The organism is Tangfeifania sp. (assembly GCF_055108615.1).
Map to the genome: position 1 here is coordinate 43,729 of NZ_JBSQIC010000008.1, position 22,806 is coordinate 66,534.

The 22,806-nt window shown below is 39.2% G+C and carries 17 protein-coding genes; 16 read left to right on the forward strand and 1 reads right to left on the reverse strand.

From position 1 onward, the window contains the following. Positions 1-6 precede the first annotated feature (6 nt). The 4 genes from rpsK to rplQ are packed head-to-tail and all read left to right on the forward strand — an operon-like array spanning position 7 to position 2,719. Entirely contained in the window at positions 7-396 is a 390-nt protein-coding gene (rpsK, locus tag ACTCNA_RS03330; protein WP_462946474.1) for a 30S ribosomal protein S11, read from the forward strand. Between the two features lie 18 nt (positions 397-414). After that, on the forward strand, positions 415-1,023 hold the full coding sequence (gene rpsD / locus ACTCNA_RS03335) for a 30S ribosomal protein S4 (RefSeq protein ID WP_462946475.1): 609 nt from the start codon (positions 415-417) through the stop codon (positions 1,021-1,023). A gap of 19 nt (positions 1,024-1,042) precedes the next feature. Further along, entirely contained in the window at positions 1,043-2,035 is a 993-nt protein-coding gene (locus tag ACTCNA_RS03340; RefSeq protein ID WP_462946476.1) for a DNA-directed RNA polymerase subunit alpha, read from the forward strand. Positions 2,036-2,041: 6 nt separating this feature from the next. Further along, the gene (gene rplQ / locus ACTCNA_RS03345; RefSeq protein ID WP_462946477.1) at positions 2,042-2,719 is read left to right on the forward strand and encodes a 50S ribosomal protein L17; all 678 of its coding nucleotides are present in this window, start codon (positions 2,042-2,044) and stop codon (positions 2,717-2,719) included. A gap of 96 nt (positions 2,720-2,815) precedes the next feature. Here rplQ and ACTCNA_RS03350 read toward each other — a convergent pair whose 3' ends face one another. Then, entirely contained in the window at positions 2,816-3,658 is an 843-nt protein-coding gene (locus tag ACTCNA_RS03350) for a restriction endonuclease (RefSeq protein WP_462946478.1), read from the reverse strand. A gap of 286 nt (positions 3,659-3,944) precedes the next feature. On the opposite strand from ACTCNA_RS03350, the gene ACTCNA_RS03355 reads away from it, so the two are divergent. The 12 genes from ACTCNA_RS03355 to ACTCNA_RS03410 all read left to right on the forward strand — a co-directional run. After that, positions 3,945-4,541, forward strand: coding sequence for an RNA polymerase sigma factor (locus ACTCNA_RS03355; protein WP_462946479.1), 597 nt, complete (start codon positions 3,945-3,947; stop codon positions 4,539-4,541). Positions 4,542-5,167: 626 nt separating this feature from the next. After that, positions 5,168-6,196, forward strand: a complete 1,029-nt coding sequence (locus ACTCNA_RS03360; protein ID WP_462946480.1) for a FecR family protein — start codon at positions 5,168-5,170, stop codon at positions 6,194-6,196. A gap of 99 nt (positions 6,197-6,295) precedes the next feature. After that, entirely contained in the window at positions 6,296-9,760 is a 3,465-nt protein-coding gene (locus tag ACTCNA_RS03365) for a TonB-dependent receptor (RefSeq protein ID WP_462946481.1), read from the forward strand. Between the two features lie 13 nt (positions 9,761-9,773). Then, positions 9,774-11,831 carry a RagB/SusD family nutrient uptake outer membrane protein gene (locus ACTCNA_RS03370; RefSeq protein ID WP_462946482.1) on the forward strand — a complete coding sequence of 686 codons (2,058 nt, stop codon included), beginning with the start codon at positions 9,774-9,776 and terminating at the stop codon, positions 11,829-11,831. Positions 11,832-11,858: 27 nt separating this feature from the next. Continuing rightward, the gene (locus ACTCNA_RS03375; protein ID WP_462946483.1) at positions 11,859-12,665 is read left to right on the forward strand and encodes a DUF3823 domain-containing protein; all 807 of its coding nucleotides are present in this window, start codon (positions 11,859-11,861) and stop codon (positions 12,663-12,665) included. 198 nt (positions 12,666-12,863) lie between these two features. After that, positions 12,864-13,973, forward strand: coding sequence for a glycoside hydrolase family 99 protein (locus ACTCNA_RS03380; RefSeq protein WP_462946484.1), 1,110 nt, complete (start codon positions 12,864-12,866; stop codon positions 13,971-13,973). Positions 13,974-14,061: 88 nt separating this feature from the next. Next, on the forward strand, positions 14,062-16,260 hold the full coding sequence (locus tag ACTCNA_RS03385; protein ID WP_462946485.1) for a hypothetical protein: 2,199 nt from the start codon (positions 14,062-14,064) through the stop codon (positions 16,258-16,260). Between the two features lie 85 nt (positions 16,261-16,345). Beyond that, positions 16,346-18,844, forward strand: coding sequence for a glutaminase family protein (locus ACTCNA_RS03390; RefSeq protein ID WP_462946486.1), 2,499 nt, complete (start codon positions 16,346-16,348; stop codon positions 18,842-18,844). Between the two features lie 98 nt (positions 18,845-18,942). Further along, entirely contained in the window at positions 18,943-20,007 is a 1,065-nt protein-coding gene (locus ACTCNA_RS03395) for a 3-keto-disaccharide hydrolase (protein WP_462946487.1), read from the forward strand. A 14-nt stretch (positions 20,008-20,021) separates the two neighbouring features. Beyond that, positions 20,022-21,380, forward strand: coding sequence for a Gfo/Idh/MocA family oxidoreductase (locus tag ACTCNA_RS03400; RefSeq protein ID WP_462946488.1), 1,359 nt, complete (start codon positions 20,022-20,024; stop codon positions 21,378-21,380). A gap of 195 nt (positions 21,381-21,575) precedes the next feature. Then, positions 21,576-21,848: a hypothetical protein gene (locus ACTCNA_RS03405; RefSeq protein WP_462946489.1), complete on the forward strand. Its 273-nt coding sequence runs from the start codon at positions 21,576-21,578 to the stop codon at positions 21,846-21,848. 72 nt (positions 21,849-21,920) lie between these two features. Beyond that, positions 21,921-22,806, forward strand: an 886-nt coding sequence (locus ACTCNA_RS03410; protein ID WP_462946490.1) for a hypothetical protein, incomplete at its 3' end; no start/stop codon positions are given.

Sequence of the window (22,806 nt, forward strand, 5' to 3'; positions counted from 1 at the left end):
TAAGTTATGGCAAAAAAAACAGGAGCAAGCAAGAAAAGAGTGGTTAATGTGGAAGCCAACGGAATGGCCCATGTTCACTCTTCCTTCAATAACATCATTGTTACGCTGACAAATACGAACGGTGAAGTTATATCGTGGTCGTCAGCAGGCAAAAAAGGGTTCCGCGGTTCAAAAAAGAACACTCCTTATGCTGCCCAGGTGGCATCAGAAGAGTGTGGCAAAACCGCATACGACCTTGGACTACGCAAAGTAAAAGTATATGTTAAAGGACCAGGGAACGGGCGCGAATCAGCAATCAGGGCCCTTTCATCTGTAGGTTTGCAGGTAACCGAAATTATTGATGTTACCCCATTACCCCATAATGGATGCAGGCCTGCTAAAAGACGTCGTGTATAATTTTAAAACGAAAAGGAAATGGCTAGATACAGAGGACCAAAATCTAAAATTGCCCGTAAATTCGGAGAGCCCATATTCGGGCCGGATAAAGTTTTTGAGCATAAAAATTATCCACCGGGAATGCACGGTATGTCATCCCGGAGAAGAAAAGTTTCGGAATACGGGCTTCAGTTAAAAGAAAAACAAAAAGCAAAATATACCTACGGCATTTTAGAAAAACAATTCCGTAACTTCTTCGAAAAAGCAACTTCGGCTAAAGGGGTAACCGGTGAAGTATTGTTGCAGCTGCTCGAATCGAGGCTCGATAATATTGTTTTCCGCCTTGGTATTGCAAAAACACGGGCCGCTGCCCGTCAGTTTGTTACACACAAACATATTGTAGTAAACGGAAAAGTAGTTAATATTCCGTCGTATTTGGTAAAACCCGGCGACATAGTTGGTGTCAGGGAAAAATCAAAATCGATGGAAGAAATTACAGACTCATTGCATTCGCGCCGCAGTTCGAACTACGAATGGCTGGAATGGGATAACGACCAGTTGGCCGGTAAATTCCTTAACATGCCCGAGCGTGAAGAAATACCTGAAAACATCAAAGAACAACTTATCGTAGAGTTGTATTCAAAATAATAAATTACTTAAGGTTATTATGGCAATATTAGCATTCCAGAAGCCCGATAAGGTGATAATGTTAGAATCTGACGACAGATTCGGAAAATTTGAGTTCCGCCCGCTGGAGCCCGGTTACGGGATTACCATTGGCAATGCCCTGCGTCGCATCTTATTATCATCGCTCGAGGGGTATGCAATTACCACGGTTAAAATAGAGGGTGTCGATCATGAATTTTCTACGATTAAAGGAGTTATTGAAGATGTTACAGATATTATACTTAATCTGAAACAGATTCGCTTCAAAAATGAAGTGGAAGATTTCGACAGTGAAAAAGTTACTGTTACAATTTCAGGTCAGGAAGAATTTACAGCCGGCGATATCAACAAGTTTATGACCGGGTTCAGGGTGTTGAACCCCGACCTGGTCGTTTGCAGGATGGAACCTGATGTGAAACTCCAGGTGGAACTTACTATTGGCAAAGGGCGTGGATACGTTCCGGCTACCGAAAATAAACCGGTGGAAGAGGAATTTGGAGTAATTCCCGTGGATTCAATTTACACCCCCATCAAAAAAGTAAAGTTTTCGGTTGAAAACTTCCGTGTGGAACAAAAAACCGACTACGAAAAGTTAATTCTGGATATCCAGACCGATGGTTCTGTGCTTCCTAAAGATGCACTGAAAGAGGCGGCTAAAATCCTCATTTATCATTTCATGCTGTTCTCTGACGAGAAGATTACAATCGATTCAGACGAAAAATTTGCAAATGAAGAATTCGATGAAGAGGTACTGCACATGCGCCAGTTGCTGAAAACAAAACTGGTTGATCTCGACCTTTCAGTAAGGGCATTGAATTGCCTGAAAGCAGCAGATGTAGATACTCTTGGCGACCTGGTAACTTACAACCGGAACGATCTGTTGAAATTCAGAAATTTCGGGAAAAAATCGCTTACCGAGCTTGACGACCTTCTCGAGAATATGGGATTGAGTTTTGGGATGGATATTAGTAAGTATAAACTTGACAAGGATTAAAAGGCAATGAGACACAATAAGAAATTTAATCATTTAAGCCGCACAAGTGCGCACCGTAAGGCAATGTTGTCGAACATGGCCAGCTCGCTGATTGAAAGTAAGCGGATTTCAACTACTGTTGCAAAAGCAAAAGCCCTGCGCATGTACGTTGAACCCCTTATTACCAGGGCAAAAAACGATACTACACACTCCAGGAGAATTGTATTCAGCCAACTGCAAAACAAAGAAGCAGTTTCTGAACTGTTCAGGGAAGTAGCAGCAAAGGTTGCCGATAGGCCGGGAGGATATACACGTATCCTTAGAACCGGAAGCCGATTGGGCGACAATGCTGAAATGTGTATTATCGAGCTGGTTGACTACAACGAAGCCATGCTTGAAGCAAAAGAAGAAGCAGCAAAACCAAAACGTCGTCGTTCACGTCGTGGCGGAAGCGGTAAAAAATCGGAAGCCCAAAAGCCGGCAGCCGAAAAAACCGATAAGCCAGCCGAAGAAGCTGACGAGGAAGTTAAAGTAGTTGAAGATGTTCAGCCGGTTGAAGAAACCGAAGAAAAAACTGAGGTGGTCGAGAAGCCAAAAGCTGAAGAAAAAGCTGAAGATACTTCCACTGATGAACCCAAAGCTGAAAACTCTGATGAAGAGAAGAAAGCTGATGATTCAAAAGAAGACAAAAAGAAAGAAGAATAATCGAATTTTGATAGTTCAAAAAAACCGGCCAGCAACTGACCGGTTTTTTTTTGTCCACTTGTTTTTTAATCATAACATACGAAAACAAGCACCGGTTTATTGGTTTCCGTTTAGCGCTTCAAGTTCTTCCATTAGCTTTTTTCGTTTTGAGTGAGTAAGACCAAGTTGGTCGAGCTCCTCAGGATGCTGCAAAAGTTGGCGGCAAAGCACAATTCCTTTTTGAGAAAGCACAATTTTTTGCTTCCGGGTTAGGTTTGCAAGTGTTGTTACCGGGAAAATGCGTTCCCTTTCAATTAAATCTTTCAGGCTGTTGTTTTTGGGGTAATCCCAACTCAAGAGGTTTAGCCCGCTGCATTTCCCATATTGCAGGGCATCTGACGTAAAACGGGTATTGGTAACTACCCAACCCTCGAAACAGAGGCCGCTGAACTCCTGCATGGATTTTCGTTTTTGGATGATGTCGTCCATTCGTGAGCGGATATATAGCGGGACCTGTACACTCGAAAATTTTCCCTGGCTGTTGTGGAATTTGCATTCCATAAGGTGTTGTTCGCCATTGCCGGTGGCTACCACGTCAACTTCGTGCTGCACACAACTTCCCTGAATAACCTGGCCGGTTTCAACCTCAAATCCCAGCTCCTTAAAAATTTGCCCCACGAAATGCTCAAACGGAAATCCCGATGGGCCAAGCTCGATAATTGCCTTTTTAAGCTTGTACCGGGCGGCCATCCCGCCTCTTTTTTTGCGGAGAAGCGAAAAAGAACGTGCATAAATTTTTCGGGTTGTTGTACCATCCTGCAACCACGATTTTACATCGTTTACAACCGATGCAATTGTTTCGTCGCCGGCACCCGTTCGCCGCAATGAAGCCTGTAACTTCTCTTCCGAAAATGGCTCCGTTTCGCCGGAGGCTTTCTTAATTAGTGTTTTATCGCTCATTTGATTCGTTTTTTCATTTAATTTCACTATTGTCCGGTAAAAATTTTTGGTGATGGGCTAAAGCCCCCATCATAGCTGGCTTTTCACTAACCCCCGCATTAATGCGGGGGTTAGTCATCTCCCCCGGATACCGGGGCTTTAGCCCATGAATTTAATTTGACAAAATAGAATAAATTATTAAAAGTTTCATAATCTTATAGTTCAAATTAAAATAGTGTTTTTCAAAGATTATCCTTTTTGAGATTATTTTACTTACTTTGAATGAAATTAAACGAGCAATCAAACTTTGACCGGAAAAAAACTAAATATTGAAACAGCTTTGCTTAAAGGGTTGAAAAGAGGCGACCACGAGTGTTTTCAAAATCTTTTTGCAAAATACAGTCAGCCGCTGTACCGGTTTTCATTGAGCTACCTGAAATCGACCGAAGCTGCCGAAGACGTGGTTCAGGAAGTGTTTCTGAAAATCTGGCGAAAACGAAAAGAGATAGATACCACTAAATCCTTTCAATCCTATTTATTTACCATCGCCCTGAATGTCATTCGTAAACACTTCAATAAACTCACCGAATCAAACCAACTGAAACACGATTTGCTGATTTCGTTTGCTGAAAACAAGGAAACCTTCGATGAAAAGGATGATTTTCAGGATATGGTTGATAAGCTGGAGGAATTAATTCAGCAAATGCCCAAAAGACGCCGTAAAATTTTCAGGATGAAAAAACTGGAAGGTAAATCGCAAAAAGAGATTGCCGACACTTTTAACATCACTACCAAAACAGTGGAGTACCACATCACCGAATCCATGAAATTTCTAAAAAAGGAATTCGACAAACTCCGCATGAAAGGCATGATATTCTTTTTTCTGTTTTTGAAAAATAAATAATGCGAATCAAGGGTTGAACCCACTTCGGGGTTCTTCTTTGTATCTGCATTATCTCCACGGGTTTTACCCGTGGCTATTATTGTTTAATCCACCATTTGGCGGATAAAGAAATGTCCAAAGGACATTAATAATAATAGCCCCGTGCGAAACTCGGGGGCTAGGATAAGATGGAAACAACAACCCCGGAGTGGGTTGAATTATTGATAATTAATGAATCAATTATCAATGCACCTACCCGCCCAGCGGATCAAAATCGCTTGACGGATAAGAAACCCATTGAATTATAATTTGAAATTTATGTTTTAAATCCAGCGGATTTAAATGTTTATAGAACATTCAGGACAATTAAATAATACGACCCTGGCCAGGGTCGAACTGCAATTCATCCATTTTTTTCTATAAACATTTGATGCCTCTGGCATCAGGCCTATTATAAAACAAAAGGTGCATGATATTTATAGAACGCCTAATACGAAAATAATTCATTTTCTCACTGGGGATTTTCACAAATCCGGGATATAACAATTGAATAAAACAAAAAAAAATAATATTTCATAGGTTTAGGTTAGTTTAGTTAGGCAATTAGAAGGAGTGGTGAAAAAACGCTCCTTCTTTTAAATCAAAAAATGAAGAACGACGTGACATACAAAACCCTTAAAAAATTTTCGGAAGGAAAATATTCCTGGAACGATTATAAAAAAGTAAAAAACTGGTTCAACCGTATTCACGATTACCAGGAAGCAAAACAATATTTATCGGAACAGTGGAACGAAATAAATGAACAGGAACAACCCGACGAGCATTCCCTGAAACACATTTATTACGAAATTGAGCACCAGATTTTCACCGAAGAGCGCAAAAAAGCAAGAAAAAAACGTTGGCTCAGTTTTTATCAAAAAACGGCAGCCATCCTCTTAATTCCGCTCCTCGCGTTTTCTGCCTGGTATTATTTTAGTGGACCGCCACCAACCGATAACAACCAGGCATGGGTGGAAATCAATGCGCCGGAAGGAACCCGCACCCAATTTTCACTTCCCGATGGCTCAACAGGCTGGCTCAACAGCGGCTCAAAACTAAAATACAATCCTGAGTTTGCAGCAAGAAATGTAGAATTGCAGGGAGAAGCCTGGTTCGATGTACAACACGACGAAACCATTTTTACAGTAAACACCGACTATATGGATGTCCGGGTGATGGGCACCCAATTCAATGTGATGACTTATCCAGATATAAATTTTGCAGAAGTGGTATTAGAGGAAGGAAAAGTTGAAGTGCAGGGAACTGATGCCTATTTTGAGAAAATACTGGTTCCAGGTGAAAAACTGAAATACTCATTGGAAGAGAATAGATTCAGGGTACAACAAGTGGATACCAAACCCTACACGGCTTGGAAAGAAGGGTTCCTGCTGCTCGATGATGAGCCATTGGAAACAGCCGCGGCACGCATCGAACGCTGGTATAACGTGGACATCGAAATTAAAGATGAAAAATTAAAGAATTACCGGTTTAAAGCCACTTTTCAGGATGAACCGTTAGAAGAAGTATTACGACTTTTGGCAATGACTACTCCAATGGAATATACCATTGAAAAAAGAGAAACAGGAGATGAGAATGTTTACAGGAAAAAGAAAGTGATAATAGAACAAAAGAAATAAATGCAAAGCAGGAAAGTGCTGGTACCACTTCCCTGCATGAAATTGCAGAGCAATCAAATTTTAAATTTTTAATTATGAACTCTACAAAAATGTAAATTTATGAAAAAGTTTCGAGAATTAAGACGGGATCGCGGTTTTGTTATACGGAGCCGTGCCCTAAAAAAATTGTGGAAAATGACACGACTAACTACTTTACTGATTTTACTGGGAATGGGGCAGGCCTTCGCGCTCGGTTCCTATGCGCAATCGACCACTTTAAACCTGAACTTTAAAAATGCCAACCTCGAGGAGGTTCTGGCAGAAATCGAAAATCAATCGGAGTTCTTTTTTCTGTACAACAAAGACCTGATTGATGTGGAGCAAAAAGTGGATGTGGAGATGCGAAACAAAAAAATCAATGAAATCCTGGACCAGCTTTTCGAAGGAAAAGAAATCCGGTATTTCCTGATCGACCGGCAAATTGTCCTCTCCAATCAATACGGGGAAACCGGCATTACCGGCCAGGAAAATATAACGGTGCAGCAACAACCCGCCGTTTCCGGAACCGTTACCGATGAATCTGGCCAACCGCTGCCCGGCGTAACCGTGGTAGTAAAAGGTACTACCCGGGGAACCGTTACCAATGCAGATGGGGATTACACTATAACTAACATTCCTGAAGATGCTACCTTGCAATTTTCGTTTGTGGGGATGAGGACACAGGAAATGGAAGTGAATAATCAAACAACAATTGATGTTACCATGGAGGTAGATGCGATTGGGCTTGAGGAGGTTGTTGCAGTTGGATATGGAATTCAGAAGAAAGCAACATTGACAGGTTCCGTTGCTGCGGTAAAAGGTGAGGATATTGTAACAACTAAAAATGAGAATGTACAAAATATGCTTACTGGTAAAATTGCAGGTGTACGTGTAACTCAAACAACTTCAGAACCCGGCTCTTTTGATAGTCGTTTTGATATCAGAGGAATGGGAACTCCTTTGGTTATTATTGATGGTATTCCTCGTTCTATTAGCGATTTCCAACGATTGGATCCTAATGATATTGACAATATGTCTGTACTAAAAGATGCATCTGCGGCAATATATGGAGTACGTTCTGCGAATGGTGTTGTTTTAGTTACAACTAAGAGAGGTTCTGCAAATAAAACTGAAATGAATTATTCCGGTTCTTTTACATGGCAAATTCCTTCAGGGTTGCCATCTACTGTTGACGCAATTCAATATATGACTCTAAGGAATGAGCAAGCAATGCACAACGTTAATGGTGGTTCTCGTGTTTTTGGCGATGACCAATTTGAAGCATACCGAACTGGTGAGAAACAAAGTACAGATTGGTATCCTTTAGTATTTAGTGACTATGCTCCACAAACTGTTCATAACCTAAATGCAACCGGAGGAAATGAGAAAACTACTTATTATGCTAGTATTGGTTACCAATATCAGGAAGGTTTTTTCAATTCAAGCGATTTGAGTTATACAAAATACAATGTACGATCAAATGTTACCAGTAAGCTTTCAGACAGACTTACTCTAAAATTGAATTTGAGTTTTATAAATGATGAGCAAAATCGGCCTTATGTAGATTCTTGGTGGATTATTCGAAGTTTCTGGAGGCAAGGTCCTCAAATTCCTGCCTATGCTAACGGAGACAAAACTAAGCCATTTCATGGCTTGATCGAAGGTGATAATCCAATCTCATTTATGGATGCAGATATTTCTGGTTCAAGAAAGTATAATAAGAAGTGGATTCAACCATCAGGTAGCTTAGAATATGATATTCCCGGTGTTGAGGGATTATCTCTGAAAGGATTATTTAGTTATGATTATTATGTAGAAAATAATAATGAATATCAAAGAAAATACAACCAATATAGATATGATGAAGCTTCAGAAACTTTTTCAACATTCACTCGTCAGAGTCCGAACAGAATTAACAGAAGTGTTGTTTTTGATGAACAAATTTTGGCACAAGCGTCGCTAAATTACGACGAAACATTTGACATGCATAAAGTTGCAGGTACTGTAATTTGGGAAGCGCAAAAAAGACAAGGAGATAACTTTGCTGCCCGAAGAGACCTTGTACTGCAGTTGCCCTATTTATTCGCAGGTAGTGCTGATGGGCAGATTGGAACAATGGATCCTAACGCCCTTTATGAAGATTCAAATATGGGATTGGCAGGTAGATTTAATTATGCATTTGACGAAAAATATTTAGCTGAATTTTTATTTCGCTACGACGGATCATCGAGATTTGGAACGGGATCACAATGGGGCTTCTTCCCTGCAGCATCGTTAGGATGGAGGGTTTCTGAAGAAAATTTCTTTGAAAGTATAACAGCTTTATCATTTGTTGAACAATTAAAAATTCGTGCTTCTTACGGTAAAACAGGAGACGATAGGGCTTCAAGCTATCAGTTTATTTCGGGTTATAACTATCCAACAAATGCACGCGGACGAAATTTTGTAGGGGGATATGTATTTGATGGAAGTTTTGTTGCAAGTGCTGATAATAAAGGTATTCCCAATCCAAATATTACATGGTATACATCTACCACATTTGATATTGGAGTTGATTTTGAGGGATGGAATGGTCTTCTGGGATTTTCTGGTGATTATTTTAGCCGAAAACGTGAAGGACTTTTAGATAGACGAACCGGAGGTATTCCTACTGTGGTTGGGGCAAGCCTTCCTCAGGAAAACTTAAATAGTGATCGAACTTACGGCTTCGACCTTGAACTGAATCATAGAAACAGGATAAATAGAGATTTTTATTATAATATGAAAGGTCTGTTTTCCATTGCCCGAGTTAAACGCTTGTATGTAGAGCGGGCGCCACTCGGTAGCTCCTGGGATAACTGGAAAAGTAATCAGAATGATCGTTTACAAGGAGCGCATTGGGGACTTCAAGGCGATGGTCAGTTTCAGTCATGGGAAGAAATCTATTCATCTCCATACTATATAGGCCGAGGTACTATCATTGGAGACTACAAATATGAAGACTGGAATGGTGATGGAGAAATTAATGGTAATGATGACCATCCAACTCGCTACAATCAATATCCCTGGATGAACTTTAGTTACATTTTTAATGCCACATATAAAAGTTTCGATATAAACTTTTTGTTACAAGGTTCAGCTATGAGCTCGTTAATATATGGAGAACAGCTTCGGATACCACTATGGGGAAGTGGTGAATCAGGAGCAATGGTACAATTTATGGATAGATGGCATCCAGTAGATCCCAAAGTGGATCCTTATGATCCTTCAATTGAATGGGTTGAAGGCCGTTTCGCTTACACCGGAACTTTGCCTCCTGCAACTTCTACTTTTAATACTGAAAATAGTGCTTATTTACGCCTTAAGAGTGTAGAGCTTGGGTACACATTATCTTCGAAATGGGTTAATAAAATTGGTATTAAAAACTTTCGCATTTATACGAATGCATACAATTTATTTACAATAACAAAAGTCGACTATGTTGACCCGGAACACCCAGATTCTACATACGGTTACCTGTATCCACTGAATAAGACGGTTTCTGTCGGATTGAATGTTAAATTTTAATAATAATAAGATTATGAAATTAAAATATATTTTACTTACTATAATAGTATTTGGTAGCGTGGTATTTTCCTGTAAAGACTATTTGGATATACCTCCCAAGAACGTTGTGCAAGACAAAGATCTTTTTTCAGACGCAAATTCGGTTGCTATTTATTTGTCACGAATGTATAGTCAAATGCCGTATGAAGATTTTAAATATTCTCCTGCCCGTCAATTTTTTGATGACTGGCTGGTAACTCCGGGAGCTAATGATGGAGCATCTTTAGGACGTGATGCTGGTGGAGCAATGACTAGTGAAGGTTGGGCACGTAATGGTGCATATTGGACACGTGCATATGAGTTACTTCGTGATGCAAACCGTTTGTTAGAAGTCTTACCAGAATACAAAGCGAATTTTAGTGAAGATGAATACAATCATTTTTTAGGTGAAGGTTATTATACGCGTGCTATGGTTTTTTATGCTTTGGCAAAACGTTATGGTGGAATACCTTTGGTCACATCTCTATTGAAATATCCTGAAACTCCTGTTGAAGAACTTGAGATAGCCAGATCTTCTGAAGAAGAAACCTGGAATCAAGTATTGGCTGATTTTGATTTAGCAATTGCCAATCTTTCTACCACAAGTTTAAAGCGAGGTTATGCAAATAAGTATATCGCCTATGCTTTTAAATCTGAAGCTATGCTTTATGCAGGTTCTGTAGCCAAGTATAATACGATTACTGGATTAGGTCAGAAAACAGGTGTGCGGGTTATAGGTTTTGATTCAGGCACAAAAGAAGCAGCTTCAAAAAAATACTTTAAAGAAGCATATAATGCCGCAAGAGAAGTAATGAAATCAGGTAGATATTCATTATATAAGAAAGCATGGGCACCTAACGATAAAGAAGCTCAATTCCAAAATATGGTGGATATGTTCTTCGATAAATCAAGTCCCGAAAATATAGTTAGTAAAGATTACAGTTGGCCGGATTTGGCCCATGGATATGATTCCTATAATGTTCCTCGCCAATTAATGGGGGGTAATGGGTATTCTGCAGGAAACTGCCCTACACTTGACTTTGTTGAGTTATTTGATGGTTTTGCTAAAAATGATGATGGCACAATTAAAGTACTTGACGAGAACAATAAATACCTTTTGTTTGATAATGTGACTGATATATTTGCAAATGCAGAACCACGTTTACGCGCTTATGTAATTTTTCCGGGAGATGTAATGAAAGGCGAAGAGATTGAAATTCGAAGAGGTATTTTTACAGGTGATGTTTCGAATGGGATTGATCCGTTGAGAGTTGTCAATGGTGGTGCGCCTGATAATGGAGTTTCAGGGCCAAGTAATTATAACCAGGTAGATGCTTACAAAGGTACAGGTGCATTTACAGAAAAAGTACTCTTTTTATCTCCAAATGGCAACAATCATGAAACAGTTACATTATCTGATGGAACTGTAATGAATGCAGCTGGCAAAAGTGGCCCTTTTACTGCTGACAATACAGGCGCTATGACAGGATTCACTGTTCGTAAATGGCTGGTCCCGGACTTGCCTACATCTTTGGTTCTTGAAGGTAGATCCGAACAAAGTTTTATTTTGATGCGTTATGCCGAAGTTTTATTAAATGCTGCAGAGGCTGCATCTGAATTGATGCTTGCAGGAGATGATGCACCATCAGGTGATAATTATATGCAAATTGCATATGATGCAATCAAAGATATTCGAGAAAGAGCAGGTGCTGATCCTATGGATGGTACTTCTGATATTACCGGGCAGGCTGGTCTTGAGCTTATCCGTAAAGAGCGTATGAAAGAGCTTGCTTTTGCACACAAAACGCTTTGGGATATTAGGCGTTGGAGAATCCAACATTCTATGGATATAAATGGAAGAACTCAATCTGATGGTGCATACTATAAAGGTTTATACCCGTTTTATTCAACTGAAGCAGATAAATACTTTTTCGATGCCGGGATAGCTGAATTTAGAAGGGTTTTTCGATTGACAGAAAATGAGTATTACTTTTTAATACCAGGAGGTGAAGTTTCAAAGAGTCCGGTTATAGATCAGCAGCCAGGCCGTTAATCAAATTAAATCTAAAATTATAACAAAATGAAAAAAATATTTTATAGCATACTTATTAGTCTCGTTATTGTCTCATTTAATTCTTGTGAGATTGATAACTACGATCCTCCTCAAGAAACATTGAAAGGAAGCGTAATAGATATTGCCACGGGAGAACCAGTTTTAACTGACCAAGGTAGCGAAGGCATTCGTATTAGAATGAATGAGTTAAGTTGGACAGAAACTGATGTGGCAAGTAATTTTGATTTTTATTGTATGAAGGAAGGTGTATTTCAAAATACAAAAATTTTTCGAGGTCGCTACAATGTGAGGGTTGATGGTCCTTTTATTCCTTTAGTTAGAAGAACAGCAGCTGGAGATACAATAGAAAATAAATCAATAAATATTGATATTAATGGTGTAACAGAAGTTGAGTTTGAGGTACAACCTTTCTTAAAATTGGAATGGGTAGGAGATCCAACTGTATCCAATGGACAGATAACTGCTAAAGTAAAAGTGACAAGAGCTGTTAGCCCTGCAGATTTTAGGGCAAAAGTTGAACCAATGGGAGGTTACAATGATGATTTTCTTAATGTAACTGACGTTCGTTTATTTGTTAGCCAAATGCCTTTTGTTGGATATCGCGAATGGGATAATAGATATTCACAGACAATAAATTATAATGGTAATGACTTTGATGACTTGTTGGGGCAAACGATTACAATTACCACAAATGGGGTAATTGATCCTGGTAAAACTGTTTTTATTCGTGCTGCAGCACGTATAAATTATGCAACACAGGGCATAAAACGTCACAATTATAATCAGGAAATCAGGGTTGATATGCCTAGATAATAATTTGAATTTTTTTATGATTATCATCCCGGCGTTTAGTCGGGATGATTTTTTTCTTTCTTTTTCAATGTAGAGTATTGATTAAAAAACTCACCAATTTTTTTTATTGGTTTTAAATCAGGCTGTTAAAATATACCTGACATTGTATTATAAGAAGAATTCAGGCTCAATAAGAAGTTGTTAAATAAATCAAACTCAATGGTAAGTACCATTTTTTACTATTTGTTTTTAACCGTTTTATTATTAAATGGTTGCAATCACAAGGCCTTAGAAGAAAAGACAGAAGCAGCATATCCTGATATGAATACATTCTGTTTTTATTATAATTGGTATGGAAATCTCGAGTTTGATGGTGAAATCCATCATTGGAAACATCAGGTTTTAGGGCAATCAAATAATGAAATCATTCCCGGCACAAATAATAATATTGCAGCAAATTTTTTTCCTGAAGAAGGCACATATAGTAGCAATGATCCTGTTACAATACGCAGGCATATGGAAGAGATTGCGAATGCTCGTGTTGGTGTTGTAGTTGTAACATGGTGGAAAAATCATGATTCAGGAGCAAAAAGTATCCCAATACTATTAGATGAAGCATCTCGTATTGGAATTAAAGTTTGCTTTCATATTGAACCCTACCCTGGGCGGACTGCCATTTCTGTAAAAGAGGATATAAAGAGTCTGCTGAATAGTTATGGAAATCATAAAGCTTTTTATCGGTTTAAGAATAAACCTGTCTTTTTCGTATATGATTCATATTTAATCAACAAAGAGGATTGGGCTGAAGTTTTGACTGCAAAAGGAAAGAATACTATTAGGAAAACTGAAAGCGATGCAATTATGATTGGTCTTCTTGTAAATGTAAATGATAAAGAAACCATAAAGGATGCTGGTTTTGACGGATTCTACACATATTTTGCTTCAGTTGGATTTACTGAAGGGTCATCGCCTGCAAATTGGGAATCTTTACAAGACTGGTCGAATACTAATGATATGATATTTATTCCATGCGTTGGCCCCGGATATATTGATACCCGAATAAGGCCATGGAATGCAGTAAATACCAGAGATCGGGAAAATGGAACCTATTACGAAAGAATGTTTAAAACAGCTATACGCTCTCGTACTCCATTTATTGGAATTACTTCATACAATGAATGGCATGAAGGAACGCAGATTGAACCGTCAATACCAATGACTTCAACGGATGGTACATTTACTTACTTAAACTTTCTACCCAATAAACCGGATTTTTATATTGAAAAAACTGAAGAATTGGTTGGGGAGTTTGTCCATTCAAGAAACTAAAAAATAATAACTTGTCAGAAGAAATATAGATATTCTGAGGAGTTATATTTATTTACCTTTTTTTATAACGATTACAAATCTAAAAAAAATGCGAAATTTATTTTTTCTACTTATATTAATGGCAGTAACACTAAGTGGGTGTTTAAATCAACAACCCAAAAATGAAAATGCAAATCAAATTGCCAAAGAGAAAACAGTTTTTCAAACTTCGAATCCATGGAAACCAACTATTGATGTTCGTGCAGATGCTGCCATCGTTTACGGCACACTCGACAGGCCTGAAATGAGCTTTGAAGAACGGGTACAATCATGGCGCGACAAAGGATACATTACACATTTTATGACAGGTATTGCCTGGGGAGGGTACCAGGACTATTTTACAGGCGAATGGGACGGGGAATCTCATTTAGATGAAGGTCAGGTTACTCAAAGGGGTGATACGATTTGGCATGGGCGCATGGTTCCTTACATTGTTCCATCAATGAATTTTATTCAATATATGAAGGAGACACAAATAAAGCGGGTTATTGATGCAGGAATCGATGCCATTTATCTGGAAGAACCCGAATTTTGGGCCCGGGGTGGATACAGCGAATCTTTTAAAAGGGAATGGAAGGATTATTATGGATTTGACTGGCGACCTCAGCATGAATCGCCTGAAAACACCTACTTGTCAAATAAGTTAAAATATTATCTTTATTACAGGGCTTTAAAAGAGTGTTTTACTTATGCCAAAGAGTATGGTAAAAGTAAAGGAATGGAAGTACGCTGTTATGTTCCAACACACTCCTTGGTTAATTATTCTCAATGGCAAATTGTTAGTCCGGAAGCTAGTCTGGCATCACTTCCTGAAATGGACGGCTATATTGCACAAGTTTGGACTGGAACATCCCGAGAACCAAATTATTTTAATGGAGAGAGAAAAGAACGAGTGTTTGAAACTGCGTTTCTGGAGTATGGTTCTATGGAATCAATGACTGCTCCTACTGGTCGAAAAATGTTTTTCCTGACAGATCCAATTGAAGATTGGCCCAGAGATTGGGTTGACTATAAAAAAAATTACCAGGCAACTTTTACTGCGCAATTACTTTATCCAATGATTGCCAATTATGAAGTGATGCCGTGGCCTAATCGAATCTACCACGGACTATACAAAACGAGCAGGAATAGTGACAAAAAGGAACAGATACCTCGTTTCTATTCCACTCAAATGCAGGTGATGATAAATACTCTGAATGATATGCCACTGTCAGAAAATAAAGTAAGTGGTTCGACCGGAATTGGAGTACTTATGTCTAATTCATTAATGTTTCAACGTTTTCCTACTCATGATGGGTATGAAGACCCTCAATTATCTAATTTTTATGGTCAAACATTACCATTATTGAAACGAGGTGTTCCTGTAAAAACAGTTCATATTGAAAATGTGTCGTTGCCTGAAACCTTGAAAGATATTAATATCCTTATTATGTCCTATTCTAGTATGAAACCGGCAGATCCTGTTTCTCACACTCATATTGCTGATTGGGTTAAAAATGGTGGAGTTTTAGTATTTTGTGGCAGGGATGATGATCCGTTTCAAAACGTTCAGGAATGGTGGAATACAAAAGGGAATAATTTCAAATCGCCCTCGGAGCATTTGTTCAAAGAGTTGAATATAGAAGCCAACCCGGGAAATGGAAATTATCAGGTGGGCAAAGGAACTGTTTTCATTGTAAGGCAAGACCCAAAAGAGTTTGTTTTGAATGAAGGCGGAGACAAGCCTTATATTGAAGTGGTTAAAAATGCCTATGAAAATATTGCTAAAGTTGGTCAATTGCAATTTAAAAATCATTTTTACCTTGAAAGGGGACCATATGATATTATTGCCGTGGTGGACGACGGTGTAAGCAATTCAGCATTTCGCGCAAATGGTCCGGTTATCGACCTTTACAATCCTCAACTACCAGTTTTGTCGGAAAAAGTTGTTGAACCCGGTACGCAGGCATTATTGTTCAATATCTCGCGAGTTGAGAATAAAAAACACCCACAGGTGTTGGCCACCGCTGCAAGGGTCTATGATGAGGTTGTTAAAAACCGTTCTTATTCCTTTTTGACAAAAAGCCCGCTGAATACATCGAACAGTATGCGCGTGTTACTTCCTGGAGAACCAACAAAAGTAGTTGTTAAAGATCAAAACGGGGAAATGTTATCTGATATCACATCTTCGTGGGACAAACAATCGAGTACTTGTTTCTTGAGTTTTGAGAATAGCCCAGACGGGATTAATGTCCAATTGGAGTGGTAAAATCATTGACAAATACAGGAACTGGAAAAGTTCGTTCCTGTATTTGTTTATAAAAATCTATTAAAACTAATCGACAAATTTTATCATGCTGAAAAAAAAACATCTCGGTTTTTCCATCCTGCTAATAGGAATTCTATTTTATTCCTGTCAAAATTTCCTGAAAAAAAGTGAATCGATAACCACCGAGTTTAGGGCTCCCGCTTATCCTCTTATCACGGTTGATCCCTATATGAGTGCTTGGTCAACATCCGATCAGCTTTTTGATAAAGCGGTAAGCCACTGGACTGGAAAAACTCATTCTTTGATTGGAGCAATCCGTGTTGATGGACAGGTTTACCGATTTATGGGTAAGGAGGATATTCCATTGAAAACCCTTCTACCTATGGGAAATGAAGTAGCTTGGGAAGGCAAATTTAAACTTGATACCCCGCAAAAAGGGTGGGAGCAAAGAAATTTCAACGACCGGAAATGGGAGCCGGGCAAAGGTGCTTTTAGCTCGGGTAGAGGCCAGGCTGCCAATACGGTATGGCGAACGAAAGATATTTGGATTCGTCGTGAATTTAAACTCCCTGATATTTCTTCAACTAATAATTTGTATTTGATTTATTCGCATGATGATGATTTTGAGCTGTACATCAATGGGAAAGAGATTGTTAATACTGGTAACCAGGCAAGAAGCAATGTTTTGTTAAAAATTGATTCTTCCATACTGAATAGTAATGGTGAAAATATTATTGCAGCTCATTGTTGGGATCGGGGTGGTTTAGCTTACGTTGATTTTGGGATTTTTACTGAAAGCGACCAAAAAGAGGTATTTGCCCATACTGCTGTTCAAAACAAAGTGGCACTTTCAGCAACCCAAACCCATTATGATTTTACTTGTGGTCCTGTTGGGCTGAAACTTCAATTTGTATCGCCTTTGCTTCCAAATGATTTGGATCTAATGTCACGTCCGGTAAATTACATCAACTACGAAATTTTTTCCAACGATGGTAAAGAACATGATGTGCAGGTATATTTTGAAACAACGCCTGAATGGGCAGTACACGAAATTAGACAAGAAGTTGAAGTCAGTCAAGGGGCAACAACTGGAATTGATTTTGTTAGAGCAGGTACCACCGAACAACCCATTTTGCAGAAAAAAGGCGATAATGTTCGTATCGATTGGGGCTATTTCTATATGGCATCCGATCAATCAGAAAAAAGCAGTTTGTCAGTTGGTGACTATTTTAATATCAAAGAATCGTTTGTAAACAATGGAAATGTTGAAAAAGGTTCTGAACAATTGACTGCTAAAATGAATGAAAATATGCCAGCGATGGTTTGTGTAAACAAGCTTGGTTCAATTTCTGCAAAACCTGTAACTGGATATATCATGCTTGCATATGATGATATCGAATCCATCCAATATTTTGGTGATAACCTAAAAGCCTGGTGGACTAAAGAAGGAAAGATTTCAATCAACGATGCTATGCAATTGGCAGCTAATGAGCATGATGCTGTGATGGAGCGTTGCGTAGCTTTTGATAATCAATTATGGAAAGAAACCGTTGCTGCAGGTGGTAAAAACTATGCCGACCTTTGCGTGTTGGCTTTCCGCCAGGCAATTGCTGCCCACAAATTGGTAAAAGATAATGATGGCAACCTGCTATTCCTTTCAAAAGAGAACTTTAGCAATGGTTCAATCGGCACTGTCGATATTACTTATCCTTCTTCGCCTCTATTTTTGAAGTACAATCCCGATTTATTAAAGGGAATGATGACCCCAATTTTTTATTTTTCGGAAAGTGGAAAATGGACAAAACCTTATGCAGCCCACGATGTTGGCACATATCCTATTGCCAACGGACAAACTTATGGTGGCGATATGCCTATAGAAGAGAGCGGCAACATGCTTATATTAGCAACCGCTATTGCAGAAATGGAAGGTAACGCCGATTATGCAGAGAAACATTGGAAAGTTCTGACAACGTGGGCAAACTATCTGCTCGAAAACGGATTGGATCCCGAAAATCAACTTTGCACTGATGATTTTGCAGGCCATTTGGCGCATAATGTAAACCTTTCGGTTAAAGCGATAAACGGAATTGCTGGTTATGGTAGGTTGGCTAAAGTGTTGGGCAAGAATGAGATTGCCGAGAAATTTACATCAGAAGCAAAGCGGATGGGGCAGGAGTGGATGAAAATGGCCAATGATGGCAATCATTATCGCTTATCGTTCGACCAGCCGGGAACTTGGAGCCAAAAATACAACCTGATTTGGGACAAAGTTCTCGAACTTGGTGTTTTTCCGCCCGAAGTTGCCCAAAAAGAAGTGGCCTACTACTTGACAAAACAAAATAAATATGGATTACCTTTGGACAATCGTCGTGATTATACCAAGTCCGATTGGATTGTTTGGTCGGCCGCTTTGGCTGACGACCAGGAAACTTTTCAAAAAATTATAGATCCGTTACATGCTTATATCACTGAAACTCCAAACCGGGTTCCTATGTCCGACTGGTATGGAACAAAAGATGCCGTTAAATTGAATTTTCAGGCTCGTTCAGTTGTTGGCGCTTATTTTATAAAATTATTGGAATAGTAGTATCTATTTTGTATAAGAGATGTTTTGAGATATTCTGATAATTAATTCGTAAATTACTTTATAACAGAAATATAAACCAATAAAATAAAAGTATTATGAAACAATCAGCTTTTTTAAATTTAGTTACAGTATTCGTTTTTTTTGGTCTTTTTTCATCGTTTGTTGAGAATAAAGAGAAACCAGTTAAGGTCGCGCCAAAAAACGATATTACAAAGTTCCTTGGCCAATGGACATTTGATTTTGGCAACAAATCTGTGGGTTGGTTAAACGTGAAACAAGAAGACGGTTATTTAGATGCGGATCTTATGTGGGGAGGTGGTGGAGTATTCTATGGATTGCCCTATGTATTTTTTGCCAACGATATTCTGTATCTCGGGCGATCGCCTCGTAAAATGGTTCTAAAAAAAGATGGAGATGGAAATGAAGTACTTGCCCGAAATTACCCAACATGGATTGAACTTAAGCAGAATGGCGAGAATATTTCTGGCTATTACCTTATTCCAAAAACCTCTGGACTTGGTTTGGATTCTGTTTTTATCAACGGTACAAAACTTCCCGATGTTCCACCTGCTCCCGATTTATCTAAAGTTAAGTTTGGAGAGCCAATCAAACTGATAAAAAACGAGAATGATCTTGAAGGTTGGAGGTTGATTGAAGAAAATGCAAAGAACGGATGGTCGATGAAGAACGGGGTTTTAACCAACAATCCTGTTCAGACAGAAGGAGAGGAACATATTCGCTATGGAAACCTTAGAACCGAGCAGGAATTTGAGGATTTCAACATAAAACTTGAAGTTAATGCTCCACCTCGCAGCAATAGCGGTGTTTATTTGCGGGGCATGTACGAAGTGCAAGTTGCAGAATCTTACGGGCAGCCGCTTAACTGGGGTGGCAGCATGGGGGCTATTTTTACACGGATTCTACCAACTGCAAATGCAGAAAAACCAGCCGGCGAATGGCAAACCCTCGACATAACTTTGCTCGATCGGCATGTAACAGTTGTATTGAACGGTACAACTATTATTGATAATCAACCTGTATATGGTCCTACAGGTGGGGCAATTCAATCCGATGTTTTTGCTCCTGGACCAATCTATTTGCAGGGCGACCACACCGGGATATCATACCGTAATATTGTTTTGACTCCAATAATTAACTAAATCTTTAATCTGCTATGAAATCAAATCTTACAAAAAAAATAAACCGGAGAAGTTTTATAGGAACTTCTGCAGTTGCATTGGGCGGGTTTACCATTGTACCAGCACATGCCGTTTCAGGATTGGGGCATATTGCCCCTAGTGATAAACTGAATGTTGCCGGAATCGGCTTCGGCGGAATGGGCAAGGTTGATCTTGAAGATGTGGCAAAAACAGAGAATATCGTTGCACTCTGCGATGTAGACTGGAGCGAAAGAATTCAAAAGGTTTTTGCGACCTATCCCAAAGCCAAAAAGTATAAAGACTTCCGTGACATGTTAGATTCGCAAAAAAATATAGATGCGGTTATTGTGGCAACACCTGACCATAACCATGCCCATATCAGTATGGAAGCGATTAGGCGGGGGAAACATGTTTATACTGAAAAACCTCTTACGCATACTGTTTACGAGGCGAGGGTGCTTACCGAAGCAGCCAGAAAATATAAGGTTGCAACCCAAATGGGCAACCAAGGGCAAGCATCGGATGCTACGCGACGTTTACAGGAAATGATTTGGGATGGAGTAATCGGACAGATACACGAGGTGCATGTTTGGACTGACCGGCCTAACAGGGGACTTTCAGATACTTACTGGCCGCAAGGGGTCCAACGTCCTCTTGATACTCCTCCTGTACCAGAAACACTCGATTGGGATCTTTTTATCGGTCCTGCTCCAATGCGCCCTTACCATCCTTCTTATCATCCTTTTAAATGGCGGGGTTGGCTGGACTTTGGCACCGGGGCGTTGGGCGATATTGGGTGCCATTCGTTCGATTCGATTTTCAGGGCCTTAAAACTTAAATATCCTACCAATATACAGGCGGTTTCAACTTTGGTAAATGATGAAACTTATCCGCTCGGATCATTGGTAACCTATGATTTCCCTGCCCGTGAAGAAATGCCTCCTTTGCGTCTTAGGTGGTATGATGGAGGATTACGTCCTCCTCGGATTCCCGGTATGGACAAAAGCATAGAAATGGGACCTGGTGGCGTATTGTACATGGGCAGCAAGGGACAAATTTTAGGGGATCGGATTCTTCCTGATTCGTTGAACGATTCGTACAAGCAGCCTGATCCCTACTTGCCTTCATCTCCTGGTCACAGGATGGAATGGATTCTTGCCTGCAAAGGAGGCGAATCAGCAGGATCAAATTACGATTGGGCAGGGCCTTTAACTGAAACCGTCCTGCTTGGAAATATTGCTTTGCGGCCTGAATTAAGGGAAAAACTTAGTTTCCAAAGCCTTGCTTTCGACTCGGAAAAACTATCTTTTCCCAATATGCCAGAAGCTGACAAATTTATTCATCGCGAATATCGGGAAGGGTGGAAATTATAAATCAAAGTTTTAAATCTATAAAATCATAAATCAGCGTGCTTTTATATTTATAACAATATTGCTATTATCGATTACAAATTTATTGGCTGATGAAAAGATTAACCTTGTAAAATATGTCAATAAATTTCAAGGGACAAATTCCAGTTTTGAATTGATAAATGTTACATTTATTCCACAACTGCATTGCTGTTTGCAATGCATAACTGGATTGTGCAAACCGGAAGAAATGGCGGCGCGTGGAAATATCACTGTGTGCAGGAGGTTAAATTCAGCCATAAAAGCGAAATTGCCAAACCGAATTATTACAAAGTTACGTTTGATGATAAAATTACTACTGAAATTTTGCCAACTGAACGGGGTGTGCGAATTGATTTATTCGATCCTGAAATATCGGTACTTCACGAAAAACAGGTAAATCATAAATTTGGTTTGGGGGATAAGCCAAATAAAAAAATGGGGCCTGAGTGAGTATCCTCTGGTGGATTAATGATATAATGATTAATAGCATATGAATAATAATTAAATATGAAACAAAAAAGTATGAAGTTATTAAATGCCATTTTCGCTATAATTATCTTAGCGTCTTGTTCTTCAAAACAAAGTGCTGATAACTCAATGCAGAATTTGGAATCTGCCTACTGGTGGCCCCAACAGAAATCTCCTTCTACCATATTGGAATTTAAAGAAAGTTCAGATTACAGGGAGAATACACTTGTTTATTCTTTAGCCGGACTTATGGCCAGGGGAGTAAACAATGACGAAACCGATAAGATGATTTGGATGCAAACGTCCAACAGAAATTATGAAAAGTGGTATGAAGGATTGCAAAGCCGGCTTAATGTTCAACCTCAAGGTGAATATAATGCTGAGCAACTTTTAGCAGAATGCATAAAAGAGATTGATATTAAGGGATATGTACTATTTAAAAAGCCTAAATCATTCAACTGGCAGAAATACAATGCAAGCGAAGACGAATCGTACAATGTTGCCTGTATGTATGCAGGTGTACTCGGTGCCGTAACTATTGAAGAAGGATTAGAGGAAATGGCAAAAAAGGCCGGACTAAAAATGCTTAAAGATGCCAGAGATATTTCATCAAATGCCTGTTTTAGGGAGTTGAAAGACAAACTGGATAACAACTCAATAATTACGATGCACCCAGCTTACCCCAATTTAAGAGATTTTGGAATCGCCCATAAATCGCCGATAGGATTTGGCGTAAATGATTATGTGTCGCAAATACTTGAATGGACAAAGCCGGGGTCGCCTCTCTTAGGTTGGAATATTGGTGGCGAGAGCGCATTTGTTATTCCTTCAACTGTTTATGGAATTATTAATACAGCAAGTGATTGGTGCCAAAACTTCCTTATTCTCTCTTCTAATTCAATAAAAGAGGAGCTTCCTAAGTTTAAAAGTCTTGACCCTT